We start from the raw sequence: 13,587 nt of genomic DNA on the forward strand, positions 1-13,587 counted from the left end.
ACGTTCTGAGTGTGGGTACAGCCGAGCCTCGGCTTCACCCCTCGTGAGGAGCCCGACGGCTCAGCAACGCGGCGGTCAAGAAGCAGGCGGCGCCGAGGAATGTTCCGAGATTCGCCCAGAACAGACTGACCAGATCGTTGGTCGACGGCAGAACGAAAGCGCCGATCGCCGACAGGCCGAAAAAGACCGACCCGAGCATGTTCAGCCAGGTGCACCGCCACGTGCGTGCACTCGGATCCCAGAGCCGGTCACGCTCCGTGGTCGCGATGACCGCGAAAGCGCTCGCCACGAGAAAGCAGACCGAGCCGAAGGCATCCGGGCGCCACCCGCTGCTCACCTGCGTGTCGGGGTTCAGCGCGGTGATCAGCGCTTCGGTGGTGCTCAGATTGAAGAACAGCGTGCCGAGAAACTGGATCGCCGACCCCCACCAATCGAACGCGTCTGGCCGGTTCATTGCGCGATGGGGAGGGCGGCGGCCGCTCAAGCTGAGCTGGATGAACGCCGCGGCGGTGAACCACAGCGCTCCGATGAAGAAGGTGAGGTTGTCGATCGGCGTACCCACCGCGACGGCGTAGAACGGAACGGCGCCGACCAGAAAGAAGAGCGAACCGATCGCGAATCCCCACGCCTCGCGGCGCAGCCGGATGCTCGTCGGGACTGACATGATTTAGAAAGTCTGCGCGACGCTGCGACTGCCCGTGGCGATGAACCGGGGGCAGAACGTGATTCGAGAGGTTCGAATGGTCGTGACGATCACGGCGAACATGCGGCACAGTCTATTCAGCACGACGCGCATTGCACGAGGGGCAAGGATTCTATGGACGTTCTGATCATTCTGGTGCTGAGCCTGCTGGCGATCGCCGGCGCGACAGCGATCGGGTCGAGGCTCGGAGTGGCGGCGCCGCTTCTCTTGATCGTGTTTGGCATCGCAGTGAGCCTGCTGCCGTTCGTTCCCGAGATTCACGTCGAGCCAGAGTGGATTCTCGCCGGAGTGCTTCCTCCACTGCTGTACTCCGCGTCAGTGTCGATGCCGTCGATGGACTTTCGTCGCGAGTTCGGTGCCATCGGCGGCCTGTCGGTGCTTCTCGTCGTGCTCAGCTCCGTGGTGCTCGGGTTCTTCTTCGCGTGGGTCATCCCCGGCCTCGGGATCTGGTGGGGGATCGCCCTCGGCGCGATCGTCAGTCCGACGGATGCGGTAGCCACCTCGATCGTCAAGAAGGTCGGAGTCTCGCCCCGGGTCGTGTCGATTCTGGAGGGTGAGAGCCTGCTCAACGACGCGACTGCCTTGGTGCTGTTGCGTACTGCCATCGCGGCCACCGCGGCATCCGTCTCGTTCGGTGGGGTACTCGGAACGTTCGCGTTCGCGGTCGTCGTTGCGGTGATCATCGGCTACCTGGTCGGCAAACTCAACTTGATCCTCCGTGCCCGGGTGACCGACGCCACGGTCAACACGGTCATTTCGTTCACGGTGCCGTTTCTCGCGTCGATTCCTGCCGAGGCCCTCGGGGCGTCGGGTCTTGTCGCCGCGGTGGTGGCCGGCTTGGTGACCGGCCGCAACGCCCCACGGATGCTTTCTGCCCAGCATCGTCTGTCGGAATCGCAGAACTGGCGCATGATCGAACTCGTGCTCGAGGGGGCTGTGTTTCTGCTGATGGGGCTGGAACTCACAGCGATCATCGGCGACGTGCAACGCGACCATGCCGGGATCGGATTCGCTGTCGTGGTTGCAGCCGGAGCACTGCTCCTGACGATTCTGGTTCGTTCCGCCTATGTCGCGCCCTTGCTGGCGGGCCTCGCTGCGCGCGCGAGGCGCGGCGAACAGATGAAACCGAAACTCGCTCAGATTCAAGAACACCTCGACCGCTCGCCCGAGCAACGCGCTGAACTGGGGCTGTCGCGTGCGCAGGGGAAGGCACGCGGGAAGGACAGGGGCCGGGCCAAGAGCACGTCGGGGCTCGCAGTAGGGGGCGAATCGACGATCCCGGCACAGGACCGCCAGCGGGGCGACCGACCGGCGCCGTCGGCTGGTCGGCTCGAGCGGTTTAGCACCAGGGTGCGACGCACTGTTGCCGACATCGACTACTACCTTGCCGCTCCGCTCGGCTGGCGCGAGGGCACGATCGTCGTCTGGGCGGGAATGCGGGGTGCGGTCACTCTGGCCGCCGCGCAGACGCTGCCCGATGATGCCCCGAGCCGCTCCCTTCTCGTGCTCATCGCATTCCTGGTGGCTGCTGGATCCCTCCTGTTGCAGGGCGGAACGCTGAAGAGGATCGTCGCCTGGGTGAAGCCGTCGACGGGCTCAGATCCGGATGCCGAGGCCGAGGAACGCGCCCAGATCATCGATCTCCTGCGCCAGGCGGCGGCATCCGCGGAACCGGCGGCACAGCCCGACTCGAAGCCCAGGGCCCTAGCGGTGATTGAGCTGCAACGGCAGGCGTTGCTCGACGCCAGAGACGACGGCCTCTATGGCGCAGAGGCCCTGAACAGTGCCCTCGCCGTTCTCGATGCCGACCAGATCAGCATTGAGCTGCGGGGTGGCCCGCTCGGCTAGCTCAGGCGGGCGTCACTCCGACGTGCGGCGCCGCTCCTCGAGATCTGCGTGCAGCTGACGTAGACGCGCTTGCTCGGTGTGAAACTCGATCTCCCTGTCGAGTTCAGCCAACTCGTCTTCGGTGGTCTTGCCGTTTCTCCGCGGGGGAGCGGCGTACTCGGGCCGCGGCTTCTCCCGCCGACGCGGGTCCCCGAAACCGCCGCGGTCGACCGGGGCGGTGTATTCGCGCCCGATCGTGAACCAGAGGATGCTGCCGATCAGCGGCAGAAAGATGACCAGGAGAATCCACATCGTCTTCGGCAGGTGTTTCACCTGCCCGTCTTGCCTCAGGATGATGTCAATGAGCGCACCCAGAACGAGCATGAAGCTGACGACGGCGATGGCGAACATGCGGCACAGTCTATTGAGCGTCGGGGGAGAAGCGCGCTCATTTCGTGAAATCGGTTGCGTTCGAGGATTTGCTGGAATCTCAGCAGCCTCGACCACCGCACGCAGCACTAATCTGGCTCCATGAGCGAGCAGTCAGGACATGACCAGAGCAGCCCCCGCACACGTCTCTCTCGACGGGTGCACGTCGGCCTCGTCGTCGTGGGAATCCTGGCGGTGGGCACCGGCCTCCTGCTGTACTTTCTGCCGAGCAGCTCGCCAACTATCGGCTGGTTCGCCTATCAGCCACTCAGCGAGACGGCGTTTCTGCCGTCAACAGCCTTTCTGGATCCGCTGAAACAGGCCGGAATCGTCGTCGGGATCGGTGGCGTTCTGCTGCTCGCCTTCGCCGCCGGGTGGGCGTTCGGGCGTCAGGAAGCCTCAAATCGGCAACCGATATTGGAGTGACACCGCACTATTCGAGCAGATAGTCGGCGACGCCCCTCGGGTTCGCGAGCGCGACCAGGTGACCGCCGGGCACCACATCCGGTTCGATGCCCAGCCGATCGCGCGCAACCTGGCGCTGAAAATCGAGCGGGAAGAAACGGTCGTCCCTGCCGGACAACACCCGCACGGGGATGGACGGCCACTCAACGAAGTCACAGGTCGATCCGAAAACAGCGTTCGCTTCCGGCCGCTGATACTGTTCGCCTTCGGTCGCCACGTCGGGCGAAATATCGTGAAGAAAATAGGTGTCGAGGTCGATCTCGGTGCTGTAGCCACCATCGAGTGCGGCCTGTTCGCGGGCCTGCTCCCAGCCGGTGTTCTCCCACCAGGCTCCGGGGGTCTCGCCCGGAACGGGGACCATGGCATTCACGAGGATGAGCTCACGAACGGCGGGGTGACCCGCGGCGAGCGGCGCAGTGAATCCGCCCAGTGACTGTGCAACGAGAACAACATGTTTGCTGTGGCCGATTGCCTCTTCGACCAGACGCGCGTACTCAGTCAACCCGGCGGTGTCGTCATCGCCGGGAAGATCGACGGCCTCGGCGTCATGACCGGCGGTGCGCAAATGCGGAAGCACACGGCTCCAGTACCAGGCCGCCCCACCGGCGCCCGGAATCAACACATATTTTATCAACATTTTCACTCCCTTCTGCGTGCGCAGCGTACTCCCTGCCAGGTGATCACGGATGATTGTCCCCGGCTTCGACAGTGGCCGGGGTGTCAGAGCGACCTCGTGTCTGCGGGTCGGTGTAGCGTGCCCGCATGGACATCATTTTGGTACCCGGATTCTGGCTGGATGCGTCGTCGTGGTCAGAGGTGACCCTCCCGCTCGTCGCCGCAGGGCATCGCGTGCACCCGCTGACGCTGCCGGGCAAGCAATCTCCTGACGCCTCGCGGGCCGGCATCGGCCTGCGCGATCACATCGATGCGGTCGTCGACACGATCGACGCGCTCGATGGCCCGGTGGTATTGGTCGGTCATTCCGGCGGCGGCGCCATCATCTACGGCGCGATTGATGAGCGCCCCGACCGGGTGTCGCGAGCGATCTACGTCGACAGTGGTCCGCTCGCTGCGGGCGGTGTGATCAACAACGAGCTTCCCGCAGACGGCGACGATGTGCCGCTGCCGTCGTGGGAGACCTTCGATGACGCCGACCTCACCGACCTGACCGACGAGCTTCGGGCGGAATTTCGGGCCAGAGCAATTCCTGAGCCGCGCGGGGTGGCCTACGACGCGCAGCAGCTCTCGAACGAGAGTCGATTTGAGGTGCCGACGACGATCATCGCCTGCGAGTTTCCGTCGTCGCAGATTCTGGAGTGGATTCAAGGAAACCATCCGTACGTGGCTGAACTAGCGCGCATCCGTGACGTCGAATATGTCGACCTGCCGACCGGTCACTGGCCGCAGTTCACCCGGCCGGTCGAGCTCGGCGCCGAGCTGCTTGCTGCGGTGAGTCGCGAGAGCTGAGTCCGCGCATGCGCGCTGCCGTTCACACGAAATACGGAGGACCCGAGGTTCTGCGCGTCGAGAACGTCGACAAGCCGAGCCCGCGGCCCGGTGAGCTTCTCATCAAGGTGGTCGCCGCATCCGTCAACCGCACAGATCGTGGTTTTCTGCGGGGAAAACCGCTGTTGGTCAGGCTGTTCAGCGGCGTCGGCAAGCCGAAGCAGCAGACACTCGGCAACGAATTCGCCGGCCGAGTCGAAGCAGTGGGGGAGGGCGTCACCGAGTTCGCTGTCGGACAGGATGTCTTCGGTTACGACGGCTACACGTTCGGCGGTCAGGCCGAGTACACCACTATTCGTGCGACTGGGATGGTGGCGCTGATCCCCGCTGGAATGACCTACGCCGAGGTCGTGCCGAGCACGGAGGGCGCCCACTACGCCCTGAACATCATTCGGGCCGCCGGCATCTTTGCCGGGCAGAACGTGCTCATCTATGGGGCGACCGGTGCCATCGGATCGGCGGCGGTGCAACTGGTGAAGCACCTCGGCGCGCGAGTTACCGCTGTCTGCGGCACCCCACATCTCGCTCTCGTTGCGTCGCTCGGCGCTGACCGCGTCGTCGACTACACGCGGGAGGATTTCACCCAGCTCGACGAGCAGTTCGACGCGGTTCTTGACGCGGTCGGCAAGAGTTCGTTCGGCGCGTGCAAGGCGCTGCTGGCGCCGCGTGGCGTCTACGTGTCGACCGAACTCGGCCGCGGATGGCAGAACCCGCTTCTCGCCATTCGCACGTCGATGTTCGGCCGCAAGAAAGTTCTCTTTCCTATTCCGAAAGACACCAGGGAAGATCTGAACTTTCTCAAGTGGCTCATGGAGATCGGCGCGTTCAGGCCGGTCATCGACCGCACATTTTCGCTGGACGAGATCGCCGCGGCCTATCGCTACGTGGAATCTGGAGTGAAGGTCGGCAACGTCGTGATCCGGGTCGCAGAAGAGGGCTAGCCGGCGCGGACGAACTCGGGGAACGGTTCGGCAATACTTAACTGATGAACTCTGACGAACGCTCGAGCGACAATTTCGCATCATCCGGCGCCGGTCGTGTTCCTGTCACAGTGTCGATCACGCGTCGGGTCGATCCGGGCGACATCGCCGAGGCGACCAGCTGGGTTCAGAAAGGCATCAATCTGGCCAGTGGCTACCCGGGTTTTCTGGGCTCTGGTTGGGTGCGCGCCTCGGCCGACTCGCACGAGTGGCACCTGCTCTATCGGTTCAGCGACGTGACCCTGCTCGACGAATGGGAGGCTTCCGACGATCGTGCCGGCTGGCTCTTCGAAGGTCGCGAGCTGGTAGAGGTGGCCCGCGTCGACAAGCGCACCGGCATTGAAGGCTGGTTCGATGCGCCGCAGCCAGAAGAGGTCGACGCGAAAGGCCCCACCGCCCCACCACGTTGGAAGCAGGCGGTGATCATTGGGCTGGGTTTCTACCCGGCGAACCTCGCATTCACTCTGCTTGTCATCGCCGTCGTTCCGGGGTGGCGCAGCCTCTGGCCGCTCCTCACCGTGTTCGTCTCAACACTCGTGCTCACACCCATCATGACCTACTGGGTGTTGCCGTTCATTACGCGGATGCTGCGTCCCTGGCTCCATCGGAGTTGAGTTCTCGCTCCAGCGCATCGAGAACAAGGTCCAGCCCGAACTCAAACTCGTTGGCGTAGGAATAGCCCGGTTGCATCACGATGTCGGTGGCGATTTCAGCGAGGTGCGGGTATTGATCAGCGGGCATCTGCGCCATCATCATCTCCATCACGGCCTCGGTTTCTTCAAACGTGTCGAATGGCAGGTTCTTCACCTGCAGTGCGAACCCGTAGAGGTAGCTGTCGATCGTTGAGTAGGCGTGGGAGGCAAGCAGCAGGGGAAAGCCGCCAACGCGCAGCGTACCGAGCACCGAATCGTGGTGGCGGAGATTGGCCGGACCAGGGGAATGGCGGGACTCCATCAACGGTGTCGCCCACGGGTGTCGACGGAGAGCCTCGTTAACTGACACTGACCGGCTGCGGATGGCGCTCTTCCATTCGGCGCCCACGACCGGAAGTTCGATCTCGCTGTAGACGACATCGATCATTGCGTCGAGAAGGTCCTCCTTGTTCGCAACGTGGTTATAGAGCGACATCGCTTCAACGCCGAGCGCCTCGCCGACCTTACGCATGGTCAAAACGTCGAGGCCACCGGCATCCGCCACGCTCATTCCGGCGTTCACCACCTGGGCGCGATCGAGGCGGCGTCGGGGTTCTGCGTTCGGTTTCGTCACAATGCTCGTTTCACTCTGCGTTGCCCTTGACAACACTTACAGTGTAAGCCTAGCGTTACTTACATCGTAAGTTTGATACTGGGTGAACGAAGGATGATCATGAATGACACCAAGCAACAGGCCGGGTCGACACGTGTGAGCCCGGGGGAGAAGCGCATGTCGGCGATGGAGCAGCGCATGCCAGAGAGGGAGAAGCGCATGTCGGCGATGGAGCAGCGCATGCCAGAGAGGGAGAAGCGCATGTCGGCGATGGTGCAGCACGAGTATGGCGAGGCGCGCGACGTGCTGAACCTCGAACAGACCGACCGGCCGACACTGACCGACGACACAGTTATCGTGCGAGTGAAGGCCGCGGGGGTTGACCGGGGAGCCTGGCATCTGATGGCCGGCTTGCCCTACCCGGTGCGGCTCGCGGGGTACGGAGTCAGATCGCCGAAGACCGGCGTGCGAGGCCGCGAGCTGGCCGGTGTGGTCGAGTCGGTGGGTGCCCATGTGACCTCTGTGCGGCCGGGCGACGAAGTGTTCGGAATCGGCGAGGGAGCGTTTGCCGAATACGTGTCGTGTCGGGCTGATCTTCTTGCGCCGAAGCCCACACGCCTCACGATGGTGGAGGCAGCGGCGGTGCCGATTTCGGCGCTCACAGCACTGCAGGCTCTGCGCGATCACGGGCGGGTTCGAGCCGGCCAGAAGGTATTGATCATCGGTGCGGGCGGTGGGGTCGGCAGCTTCGCGGTGCAGATCGCGAAGGCGATGGGAGCGGATGTCACCGGCGTCTGCAGCACGGGCAAGGTTGAGCTGGTGAGCTCCCTCGGTGCCGATCGCGTCATCGACTACACCCGATCTGAGATCACCGATGACGGGCAGCTCTACGACGTCATTCTCGATACCGGAGGAAATCGGTCGCTTGCAATGATTCGCAAGGCGCTCGCATCAGCCGGAACTCTGGTGATCGTGGGGGCCGAAACCGGTGGCCGGTGGTTGGGCGGAACGGAGCGACAGCTGCGGGCGATGGCGCTTTCGCCTTGGATCAGCCAGCGGTTGGTGAGCTTCATCGCCTCCGAGAATCAAGCGGATCTTCGTGACATCGCGCTGATGCTCGAAGCCGGGTCGATCAAGCCGGCAGTCGATCGCACCTATCCGCTCGGCGATGTGGCGACGGCGATCGAGCAGATGCAGGCGGGTCGGGTGAGCGGCAAAGTCGTCATCACTGTGTGAGCAGCCCAAAACAAAGCATCCGCGACATCCGGATGTCGGCGTGGGTGAGCACGCTGCTTCGGATGCCGCGGATGCGCCGCTCTCAGCGGGTGACTATGACTTGTCGGTGTTCGACTCGATGCCGTTCGAGTCACCAGCGCGTGAGGTTCCGGTGTCTGACTCTTCGGCGATGCGACGTCGGCGGCGTGCAACAAAGAAGATCGCCGCGCCTCCGCCGAGCAACACAATGGCAGCAATGGCCAGGGTGCCGACAAAAGCGGTTCCGGTGGACGCCAGGCTTGCAGCGGTGACGATCGGTTTCTCTGGGCTTTCGGTCTCGGGAACTGTCACAGTCGGACCGCCGGTCTCTGGATCGGTGACGACGGGAACCTCAGGGTCGGGATCGGTGACGACAGGGCCTTCGGGGTCTGTGACCACAGGGGTTTCCGGGTCAGGGTCTGGATCGGTGACGACAGGGCCCTCAGGGTCGGGAATGACCGGAGGGACAGGCTTCGAAACGTCGACCACGATCGGTGCCGACACGGCAACCGTGGTGGTGCCGACACGCAATTCGAACGCGAACGTTCCGGCGACCTGCGTGGAGGAGATCGTGAACGAGGTGATCGCCGTGCCGGAGGAGTCAGTCGTTCCTGACGCGACGACAACTCCATCGAAGACCACGCTGAAGGCGGTAGCGGCGGGAAGCCCCGCAACTCGCACGGGAATGGTTGCTCCCCGTTTGACGACGGGGGCAGTGCCCGGCGTCGTGCCGGGGAGGGTGTTCTCGATTGTGGGTGAGTAGTCCCAGGTGAAGCTGACGTAGCCGCCGCCGGTGTTCGGAGCCTGGGCTGTCGCGGTCAGTGCGGCAGCAAGGAACGCCGAACCGCCACCGCCAGGGGCGACTACGTCAACGTCGACGTCTCCGCCAGGCACATTGCGCTGAACCGCACCGCCACCGCCACCGGTGTAGCCGCCGCCGCCGTTGCCGGCCGTGTGCGTGATGGAGGTCGGGGCGAAATCGAGCGTTCCGCCTGTGCCGCCCGTGCCGAGCGTTGGCACCCCAGCGATCAGGGTTGTGAGCGATCCATTCGTGGAACCGGTTGAGTCGCCGGAGCCGGCCTGGCCACCGGCAGCTGTTCCACCGGCGCCATTGGCCGCGAGTGTTCCGAAGGCTTGCCCGTCACTACCGGCAGTGATCCCTGGAGAGGCAGGGGCCGCCCCATCGCCGCCGGGGTAGGTGCCGAGAATCTGGTCTGCCCACTGGAAGTAAGCGGCATAGCCTCCGCCACCGCCGCCGCCGGCGACAGCGAGCAGGGCGGCGTCGCTGCCTTGCAGATACGTGCCAGCGCCGGTTGCGCCGATGCCGAAGGTGAGCGTTGACCCCGCGTACGACGTGCCGAGATCGACGGATGCGACTCCGCCTGCGCCGCCGACGGCCGTTGGGTCGTTGGTGATCGCGAACGAGGCCGGCGCGCCGGCGGAGCCGGCAATTGTCGCGCTTAGTGCGCTAATTCCGACGGGGATCGTGAAGGCCTGGCCGGCTCCGGTCGTGTCAAAGGTTGCAGTGCAGGCGGCGATGCAGCCGCTCGCCGGCGCTGTGTTCGCTGCTGCCGGTTGGGCTACCAGGCCTGCAGCCATGATTCCGAGTCCCACAACCGCAATCGAGCTGAACAGCTTTGTTACACGACGATCCACGTAGCTTCCTTTGCTTTTGCGAGGACGCCCGAGTGCTCATTTGTCACCCGAAACCATCCTCTAAACGGAGCAAATTCTATCGGTTGCTTGGGCCGAAAAATGCCATGACGTACCATCGGAGGCATGGCTATTCTGCATGAGGCCGAGCTGAGGCCGTCCAAACTTGAGCTTCTCGCGAATTGGCTGCCGACACAGGAGTGGGCTCAGATCGATGAGCTCGCAGTGATGGAGCTTGACCGCGTCGCGTCATACCGTTTCGACGATCCGGCCGGGGAGGTCGGCATGGAGACGCTGATTGTGCGTGCGGGCGACGGTCCTTTGCTCCAGGTTCCGCTGACCTATCGCGGCGCTCCACTGGCCGATGCTGAGCAGTGGTTGATCTGCACAATGGATCACTCGGTCCTGGGCACGCGCTGGGTGTACGACGCCAGCGGCGACCCGGTGTACGCATCCGCTCTGGCTGAAACGATTCTCGCGGGAGGCACGGAGGTCGAACAGTTCGTGCAGGTCGGCGCTGAGCTGCAGTTGAAGCCGGACACCACGCACGTGCGGGGCAGCGGAAAGCCGGGAACCCCGGTCGACACGATCGAGACTGTCGAGGTGACTCGGCATGGCGATGTCACGATCATCGGCGCCGGCGAGCTGCACTTATCGATCAGACGGGTGCTCGGTCGCGTCGTCGACGTCACGGATGCCGCGCAGAGTCTCGTCGGAACCTGGGACGGCCAGTCGGCTCCGGTCGTTTTGGCGTTCGCTTCGTACTGAGGCTCTCGGGGTGTATCGCCGGTCGCGGACGGCAGCGTTCGCTAGACCCTGCGGCGGCAATGAAGAACGGGTCGCCCAACTGTTCGATGCGGAGTGCTGCAGTCGGGGCGTCGAGGCCGGTCAGCTCTTCAGCGATGCCGGCGCGGATGTCGCGTGCCGTCGCATCCGCTACTCCGATCAATGCCGTGTCGAGTTCGGAGAGGTAGCTCTGCACCACGCGTGGTCTTGTTGTCTCAGTCATTGTCGGTTCCCCTTACTAATTCATTGACCGTCCGCGTGAACGGGCCCCACTGCGTGCGAAAGCTGTCGAGTTGCTGCGTTCCGGCATCCGTCAACCGGTAGTACTTGCGAACCGGACCGGCTGCTGATTGCTCGTCGTAGGTGATGACGAGGCCTTGCGCGCGGAGGCGACTGAGCACCGGGTAGAGGGTGCCGATGCTGGCGATCAGGCCACGCTCGATCAATGTCTCTGAGAGCTGCCAGCCGTACATGGCCTCGCGGGAGAGCACGCCGAGGATGCAGTATTCGACCACTCCTTTGCGAAGTTGCGCGCCGACATCCGCTGTCATGCATCACAAGATAGCAGGTGGGAGCTCAACGTTGAGTGTTCATCGTCGCCATTTCTGGCGCGAATACCCGCCAGTGGGTAGTCTCTGCACTGTCTGCGCACTCGAGAAGTGACCGGCATCTGAAACTCAGGGGGAACGAATGCTGCAAAATCTGACGGGGTGGCACGTGCTGATTATTCTCGGCGTGCTGATTGTGATGGCTGCCGTGGTCGTCGGGGGCGTCTTGATGATCGTCGCTCTTGCACGTCGCCAGGCCCCGGTCGGCCCGGCTGCGCCAGTCGATTCCGCGCTCTCTGCCGGCGCATCAGTCGATCCCGTCGAGCAGATTCGAAAGCTTGCTGAGCTTAGGGACCAGGGGTTGTTGTCTGAAGAGGAGTTTCAGGCGAAGCGCACCGAGCTGCTCGGTCGAATCTGAGGGATGGCCTGCCCTTAACGGTTGACTGGCCTTAACGGTTGACTGACGCGGTGCCAGGATGGGGTCACTTGCGTTGAACTCGTATCGAACTCGTACTCAGGGAGCGGCCGTGAACACAAAGCTGAAGTCGGAAGAGAAGCTCAAGAAGGCGTTGGGCAAGAAGTCGAAGCAGATGAAGCAGCTGGCGAAGCGTAAAACGAATCACATGGCCAAGCAGCCCGACAAGCGCACCATTATTCCGACGTTGATTGTGCATGTCATTGTGATGACCCTGACGTGGCGGGACATCAGCTCGCGCACCGATGCCGAGGTGCGCGGCAACAAGGCGGTCTGGAGGGTAGCGAGCGCACTGAACACGATTGGCTCGGTCGCTTACTGGGTTTTCGGGCGCAAACCGCGCACGTAGCAGTTGGGGATTGCCCGGTGCGGCTGGCTCCGTTGGTTGAGCCTGTCGAGCGATTGAGCCTCCCCGCCTCGTTGATCGAGCCTGTCGAGCTCCCGCGGGCCAGCTTCTGAACGTGGCCACCCCGACGCCTAGCTCGAACCAGCCCCAATCTCGTTGATTGAGCTTGTCGAGACCCGGCGAGCCGACCCCTCAGCGCGCCCAACGACGCCTGTCAGGGCGCAGTTATCCACAGAACATACCTTAGAAAAGTTATCCACCGATTCTGAGAAATGCTCGCATTCCAGTTCTCCTTTTGAGAGAATTGGGTTATGGATTCAGAGCTTGTTTCCCCCATCATCGCCCCGACCACCGACACTCCGGTGGCCGCGGTCATGCTGCAGGTGCAGGCTCTGACGGCCGGGCTTTCGACCGCTGAAACGCTCGAGGTGACGACGATGATGGCGGCCGGGTTCTCCACTGCTGACTCCCTTGAGCTCGCGGCCACCGTGATGGCCGATGCGATGGGCGGGCTCAACCCCCACCTCCGCTCCGACGATGACCTCCTGGCTCTGCTGGGGTCGATGGAAGCGGTGGGCCGGTTGACGGATGCGGGCCGGGTCGCCCTGGCCGCGGACGTCGAGGTGCGCTCCGACACGAGAATTCAGACGGTGTCCCTGGCGCGCACGCGTGGCAGCGTCACCGGCACCGACTTGATCACGACGCTCACCCGCGTCTCGGCCCGCGAGGTGAAGCGGCGGGTCACGCTCGGTGAGAAGACCCGGGTCCGTCAGATGGGCGGCAGCATGCTGCCACCGCGGTACCCGGTCGTCGCCGACGCCCTGTCCGCCGGAACCCTCGGGGTGGATGCGGCCGAGGCGATCGTCACCGGGCTTTCCGACCTGCCGAGCTACCTCGACCCGGCCGATGTCGAGGCCGCCGAGCGGGGCCTGGTCTCCTCCGCGACCGGTGCCATCACCGCGGAGAATGAGGGCCTGCCGAACGCGGGGTTCGCGTTCTCCGCCGACCTCATCCGGGGGCAGATGTTGCAGTGGAAGGCGCTCCTCGACCCGGACGGCACCGCGCCGACTGAGGGCACCGTGCTGGCCGCCCGCAGCAGCTTCGGCTTCGGCCAATTCCGCGACGGCCTCTACCCGCTGCGCGGCGGGGTCACCCCGGAGCTCCGCGGAATCATGAACGGCATCTTCGACACCTATTTGAGCGCTCATGCGCAGCCGGTCCCGGCGGAGCCGGGCCGGTTCCCGACCGCGGACGAACAAGCCCACCACGACGCCGAGGAGCGGGCCCGCATCGAGGCCGGCGAGGTCATCCCCGGCGCCGACCAGCTCGACGCCCTCGATACCCGCACCGGCGGGGAGAAACGTGCCGAC

General features: G+C 64.1%; 16 protein-coding genes. 10 read left to right on the top strand and 6 right to left on the bottom strand.

Going from position 1 to position 13,587, the window contains the following annotated elements; genetic code table 11:
- Window positions 1–34: 34 nt before the first annotated feature.
- Window positions 35–664, bottom strand: a complete 630-nt coding sequence (locus tag ABD791_RS01695) for a hypothetical protein (protein ID WP_345061657.1) — start codon at window positions 662–664, stop codon at window positions 35–37.
- Window positions 665–817: 153 nt separating this feature from the next.
- Here ABD791_RS01695 and ABD791_RS01700 point away from each other — a divergent pair, with 153 nt between their 5' ends.
- Window positions 818–2,551, top strand: coding sequence for a cation:proton antiporter (locus ABD791_RS01700; protein ID WP_345061659.1), 1,734 nt, complete (start codon window positions 818–820; stop codon window positions 2,549–2,551).
- A 12-nt stretch (window positions 2,552–2,563) separates the two neighbouring features.
- On the opposite strand, the gene ABD791_RS01705 is transcribed toward ABD791_RS01700, so the two are convergent.
- Window positions 2,564–2,941, bottom strand: coding sequence for a PLD nuclease N-terminal domain-containing protein (locus tag ABD791_RS01705; protein ID WP_345061661.1), 378 nt, complete (start codon window positions 2,939–2,941; stop codon window positions 2,564–2,566).
- 120 nt (window positions 2,942–3,061) lie between these two features.
- Between ABD791_RS01705 and ABD791_RS01710 the strand changes: the two genes are divergently transcribed.
- Window positions 3,062–3,385 (top strand): hypothetical protein, encoded by a 324-nt coding sequence (locus tag ABD791_RS01710; RefSeq protein ID WP_345061663.1) that lies wholly within the window; start codon window positions 3,062–3,064, stop codon window positions 3,383–3,385.
- A gap of 7 nt (window positions 3,386–3,392) precedes the next feature.
- On the opposite strand, the gene ABD791_RS01715 is transcribed toward ABD791_RS01710, so the two are convergent.
- Entirely contained in the window at window positions 3,393–4,061 is a 669-nt protein-coding gene (locus tag ABD791_RS01715) for an alpha/beta fold hydrolase (RefSeq protein ID WP_345061665.1), read from the bottom strand.
- A gap of 125 nt (window positions 4,062–4,186) precedes the next feature.
- Here ABD791_RS01715 and ABD791_RS01720 point away from each other — a divergent pair, with 125 nt between their 5' ends.
- The 3 genes from ABD791_RS01720 to ABD791_RS01730 are packed head-to-tail and all read left to right on the top strand — an operon-like array spanning window position 4,187 to window position 6,524.
- On the top strand, window positions 4,187–4,891 hold the full coding sequence (locus ABD791_RS01720) for an alpha/beta fold hydrolase (protein WP_345061667.1): 705 nt from the start codon (window positions 4,187–4,189) through the stop codon (window positions 4,889–4,891).
- Window positions 4,892–4,899: 8 nt separating this feature from the next.
- A complete protein-coding gene (locus ABD791_RS01725; RefSeq protein WP_345061669.1) occupies window positions 4,900–5,871 on the top strand; it encodes an NAD(P)-dependent alcohol dehydrogenase in 972 nt (323 codons plus the stop codon).
- Window positions 5,872–5,915: 44 nt separating this feature from the next.
- Complete coding sequence (locus ABD791_RS01730) at window positions 5,916–6,524, top strand: putative antibiotic biosynthesis monooxygenase (RefSeq protein ID WP_345061671.1); 609 nt, start codon at window positions 5,916–5,918, stop codon at window positions 6,522–6,524.
- On the opposite strand, the gene ABD791_RS01735 is transcribed toward ABD791_RS01730, so the two are convergent.
- A complete protein-coding gene (locus ABD791_RS01735) occupies window positions 6,487–7,176 on the bottom strand; it encodes a TetR/AcrR family transcriptional regulator C-terminal domain-containing protein (RefSeq protein WP_345061673.1) in 690 nt (229 codons plus the stop codon). The two genes, ABD791_RS01730 and ABD791_RS01735, sit on opposite strands and share 38 nt — an antisense overlap.
- A 99-nt stretch (window positions 7,177–7,275) precedes the next feature.
- Between ABD791_RS01735 and ABD791_RS01740 the strand changes: the two genes are divergently transcribed.
- Entirely contained in the window at window positions 7,276–8,391 is a 1,116-nt protein-coding gene (locus ABD791_RS01740) for an NAD(P)-dependent alcohol dehydrogenase (protein ID WP_345061674.1), read from the top strand.
- A 93-nt stretch (window positions 8,392–8,484) separates the two neighbouring features.
- Here ABD791_RS01740 and ABD791_RS01745 read toward each other — a convergent pair whose 3' ends face one another.
- Complete coding sequence (locus ABD791_RS01745) at window positions 8,485–10,065, bottom strand: hypothetical protein (RefSeq protein WP_345061676.1); 1,581 nt, start codon at window positions 10,063–10,065, stop codon at window positions 8,485–8,487.
- A gap of 123 nt (window positions 10,066–10,188) precedes the next feature.
- On the opposite strand from ABD791_RS01745, the gene ABD791_RS01750 reads away from it, so the two are divergent.
- Entirely contained in the window at window positions 10,189–10,830 is a 642-nt protein-coding gene (locus ABD791_RS01750; protein WP_345061678.1) for a CG0192-related protein, read from the top strand.
- 233 nt (window positions 10,831–11,063) lie between these two features.
- On the opposite strand, the gene ABD791_RS01755 is transcribed toward ABD791_RS01750, so the two are convergent.
- Complete coding sequence (locus tag ABD791_RS01755; RefSeq protein WP_345061680.1) at window positions 11,064–11,399, bottom strand: PadR family transcriptional regulator; 336 nt, start codon at window positions 11,397–11,399, stop codon at window positions 11,064–11,066.
- A gap of 139 nt (window positions 11,400–11,538) precedes the next feature.
- Between ABD791_RS01755 and ABD791_RS01760 the strand changes: the two genes are divergently transcribed.
- The 3 genes from ABD791_RS01760 to ABD791_RS01770 all read left to right on the top strand — a co-directional run.
- On the top strand, window positions 11,539–11,814 hold the full coding sequence (locus ABD791_RS01760; RefSeq protein WP_345061681.1) for an SHOCT domain-containing protein: 276 nt from the start codon (window positions 11,539–11,541) through the stop codon (window positions 11,812–11,814).
- A 109-nt stretch (window positions 11,815–11,923) separates the two neighbouring features.
- The gene (locus ABD791_RS01765) at window positions 11,924–12,220 is read left to right on the top strand and encodes a hypothetical protein (protein WP_345061683.1); all 297 of its coding nucleotides are present in this window, start codon (window positions 11,924–11,926) and stop codon (window positions 12,218–12,220) included.
- Between the two features lie 308 nt (window positions 12,221–12,528).
- Window positions 12,529–13,587: DUF222 domain-containing protein (locus tag ABD791_RS01770; RefSeq protein WP_345061685.1), on the top strand; the 1,059-nt coding region annotated here is incomplete at its 3' end.

This window comes from Glaciibacter kafniensis (assembly GCF_039538945.1).
Taxonomy (GTDB): Bacteria; Actinomycetota; Actinomycetes; order Actinomycetales; family Microbacteriaceae; genus Cryobacterium; species Cryobacterium kafniensis.

What these genes read in the sequence shown, in the direction of transcription:
- ABD791_RS01710 (WP_345061663.1), top strand. Translation starts at nt 3,062, where the DNA reads ATGAGCGAGCAGTCAGGACATGACCAGAGCAGCCCCCGCACACGTCTC.
- ABD791_RS01740 (WP_345061674.1), top strand. Translation starts at nt 7,276, where the DNA reads ATGAATGACACCAAGCAACAGGCCGGGTCGACACGTGTGAGCCCGGGG.
- ABD791_RS01730 (WP_345061671.1), top strand. Translation starts at nt 5,916, where the DNA reads ATGAACTCTGACGAACGCTCGAGCGACAATTTCGCATCATCCGGCGCC.
- ABD791_RS01700 (WP_345061659.1), top strand. Translation starts at nt 818, where the DNA reads ATGGACGTTCTGATCATTCTGGTGCTGAGCCTGCTGGCGATCGCCGGC.
- ABD791_RS01755 (WP_345061680.1), bottom strand. Translation starts at nt 11,399, where the DNA reads ATGACAGCGGATGTCGGCGCGCAACTTCGCAAAGGAGTGGTCGAATAC.
- ABD791_RS01750 (WP_345061678.1), top strand. Translation starts at nt 10,189, where the DNA reads ATGGCTATTCTGCATGAGGCCGAGCTGAGGCCGTCCAAACTTGAGCTT.
- ABD791_RS01695 (WP_345061657.1), bottom strand. Translation starts at nt 664, where the DNA reads ATGTCAGTCCCGACGAGCATCCGGCTGCGCCGCGAGGCGTGGGGATTC.
- ABD791_RS01725 (WP_345061669.1), top strand. Translation starts at nt 4,900, where the DNA reads ATGCGCGCTGCCGTTCACACGAAATACGGAGGACCCGAGGTTCTGCGC.
- ABD791_RS01720 (WP_345061667.1), top strand. Translation starts at nt 4,187, where the DNA reads ATGGACATCATTTTGGTACCCGGATTCTGGCTGGATGCGTCGTCGTGG.
- ABD791_RS01760 (WP_345061681.1), top strand. Translation starts at nt 11,539, where the DNA reads ATGCTGCAAAATCTGACGGGGTGGCACGTGCTGATTATTCTCGGCGTG.
- ABD791_RS01705 (WP_345061661.1), bottom strand. Translation starts at nt 2,941, where the DNA reads ATGTTCGCCATCGCCGTCGTCAGCTTCATGCTCGTTCTGGGTGCGCTC.
- ABD791_RS01715 (WP_345061665.1), bottom strand. Translation starts at nt 4,061, where the DNA reads ATGTTGATAAAATATGTGTTGATTCCGGGCGCCGGTGGGGCGGCCTGG.